Origin of the sequence: Streptomyces calidiresistens (assembly GCF_014141525.1) — a bacterium.
Classification (GTDB): Bacteria; Actinomycetota; Actinomycetes; order Streptomycetales; family Streptomycetaceae; genus Streptomyces; species Streptomyces calidiresistens.
This window is the reverse complement of the sequence record NZ_VKHS01000810.1, coordinates 1-2,345: the sequence shown is the minus strand read 5'-3', so window position 1 is coordinate 2,345 and position 2,345 is coordinate 1. Positions and strand designations below refer to the sequence as shown.

General features: G+C 71.6%; 5 protein-coding genes. All 5 read right to left on the bottom strand.

Going from position 1 to position 2,345, the window contains the following annotated elements; translation table 11 throughout:
- On the bottom strand, nt 1–538 hold a 538-nt coding region (locus FOE67_RS23010), incomplete at its 3' end, for a helix-turn-helix domain-containing protein (protein WP_182666759.1).
- 84 nt (nt 539–622) lie between these two features.
- Nucleotides 623–766, bottom strand: a complete 144-nt coding sequence (locus tag FOE67_RS23005) for a hypothetical protein (protein WP_182666758.1) — start codon at nt 764–766, stop codon at nt 623–625.
- Between the two features lie 48 nt (nt 767–814).
- Nucleotides 815–1,297, bottom strand: a complete 483-nt coding sequence (locus FOE67_RS23000) for a hypothetical protein (protein ID WP_182666757.1) — start codon at nt 1,295–1,297, stop codon at nt 815–817.
- Nucleotides 1,297–1,491 carry a hypothetical protein gene (locus tag FOE67_RS22995; RefSeq protein ID WP_182666756.1) on the bottom strand — a complete coding sequence of 65 codons (195 nt, stop codon included), beginning with the start codon at nt 1,489–1,491 and terminating at the stop codon, nt 1,297–1,299. The genes FOE67_RS23000 and FOE67_RS22995 overlap by 1 nt, the downstream gene beginning before the upstream one ends.
- Nucleotides 1,488–2,183: a hypothetical protein gene (locus FOE67_RS22990; protein WP_182666755.1), complete on the bottom strand. Its 696-nt coding sequence runs from the start codon at nt 2,181–2,183 to the stop codon at nt 1,488–1,490. Before FOE67_RS22990 ends, FOE67_RS22995 begins: the two co-directional genes overlap by 4 nt.
- Nucleotides 2,184–2,345: the final 162 nt, after the last annotated feature.

Below are 2,345 nucleotides of genomic sequence, written 5' to 3'. Positions count from 1 at the left end.
GCGGGATTGCGCGGGGAGGCGTGTTCGTCGGTGGCTGGTGTGCGACGAGTTCGAGCCCGCGGACCTGGACGGGGTGCCCCTCGGGCACCACCCCGTGCGCCCATCCCTGGCGGTGAGCGCACGCCAGCAGATGAATGGCCTCGCGCGCGCCGGTGCCCGGAGTCCATCGCTGTCCGGCGGTGTGCGCCGCTCGTTGCAGGACCTCCAGGTCCTCGATGAGAGTGAGGTCGGCGGCCACCGTGATCAGCGGCCCGAGCACGGCGCGCGCGCACGTCTCTCCGGAGGGCCCTGCCGCGCGCGCAGCCGACCCCTCACCCTCCTGCTGCGCGCGCACCTCGCGCGCACCAACCTCCGCCGCGCGCGCAGCCGACCCCTCACCCTTCTCCTGCGCGCGCACCTCGCGCGCAGCGATGAGGTCGCGCCGTACCTGGTGCCGGCTCAGCCTCAGCCGAGTGGCTACCTCCGAGGGGTCGAGCCCGTCTTCCTCCACCAGACGCAGCACCTCTCGGCGGCGTTCGAGCAGCTGCGGATCAGGCATCGCGCGCCACCCCGGAGCCGAAGTTCGGGTGCCGGGATACAAGCGCAGACCACCGGGGCCCACGGTTCGTCACAGGGATCTCCATCAGCTGGCGTTGGTCAGGTACTCGTCCCAGGCACGGCACTCGCAGACGCAGGTGTGGGAGCGGCCGCAGTCGCACTGGTCCAGGCAGACGTGGGTGCCGCAACTCCGGCACAGCTCGTTGCCGCAGTCGTCGCAGCGATCCATGGGGTTCTCCAAGTGGGTTGGTGGCGGCGTCAGCCAGCCGCCGCCGGCTCAAGGGGTCAGGGGGCGGATGCGGAGAAGGGGCAGCACCAGGTCGACGTCCAGCCCCCAGGACTGGCGCAGCTCGGACGCGGCGGTCCACCTGCGGTATGCGGTGCGCGGGGAGCCGTCGCCCATGCCTGCGCGGTGCATGACGGCGAGCAGTGGCAGGAGCCGTACGGCGGCGGCCGCGGCCGGGAGATCGACCCACCGCCCCACCGGGTGGGTCGGGCCCCCGGCGAAGGTCCACAACTGCATGTGGAAGAGGAGGAGATTGGCGAGCCGCTCGGGAACGTCGAACGCCGCAGCGAGCTCCAGGTACGTCCGGTGGGCGCGGGCCGGGCGGTGCAGGGCATCGCCGAACACCGTGTCCGGGTCGATGGGGAATGCCTCGGGGCCGCCCAGCTCGGCGGCGAGCTGCACGAGATGAACGAACTCTCGCGTGGTGGCAGCGGTCACGGCGGTCAGTTCCCGGAACGCGGAGGGGTCGATCATCACCGGTCCTCCACGGGGGTCTCGCGGACCAGGCGGCTGTCTGCGATGCCGGTCACGACAGCCGCCCACAGCAGGAGCAGCAGCGCGACGGCCCGGGCCTCCGTGGTCTGGAGGTGACTACCGGCGATACCGGCCCACACCAACGCCGCGCAGCCGGCGGTGCCGAACCACAGCAGGTACCGAAGGACGCTCACCGGTTGGCCCCCTGTCGGTTCTGCTGGGGGACGATGACGTTCAGGACGAAGGCGAGGGTGTTCTCTGCCTGGCGGCCATGCGCGTATGCGGCGGCAGCGAGGCCCTGCGCGGCCTGATAGGCGTCGTGCAGCTCGCTCGCCTCGTGATCGAGCAGGTAGTCGGACCTGATCAGTCCGTCGCAGACCGACCGGGCGGCCTCGCGTTGGAGCAGGTCTTCCCGGGTGTCCACGAACGCCTGCCAGCCAGACCACCGGGGCAACTCGTCCGCTGTCACGGTCGGCAATTCACCCCGGAGGTATCGCCCGTTGAGGTCCCGCGGAACCTCCACGGCGACGGGACGCCGGCCGTCCAGGAGTTGGCGCACGGCTCGGGTGGTGCCGTAGGCGTAGGCCAGTGCGGCGGCCTCGTGCAGTTCCTCCAGTTCCTCGCGTGCGGCAGCCAGAGCGGCGTCGATGCGCGCCAGGGCGGTGTTGTGCGGACTGCTGTTGAGTGCGTCGGGAGTGGTGGTCTCGGCGCGACCGGGCGCCGCGATCACTCCCTCGCGCGGGAGAACGCGCTCCGGGTCGACGCTCCAGCGGCCCGTCTCGATGTGCGCGACAGCCGTGGCGTACTCCCGGCAGGTGTCGCGGAGGTTGTGCACCGACGCGGTCAGCCAGTCGCGTTGCCGGGACGGAGAGATTGTGGTGTCCATCGTCTTTCCTCGTGGATCGGGTGATGCGGGCAGGGAGGTGTTGTCACGGCAGCCGCTTGTTCCAGGCCCGGACACACACGTCGTCCAAGGGCTCGCCCGTGGCCAGGTGTGAGCGCAGTGACCGCGGGCTCCCGCAGCCGACGAGGCGACCGGGGCGGGCGG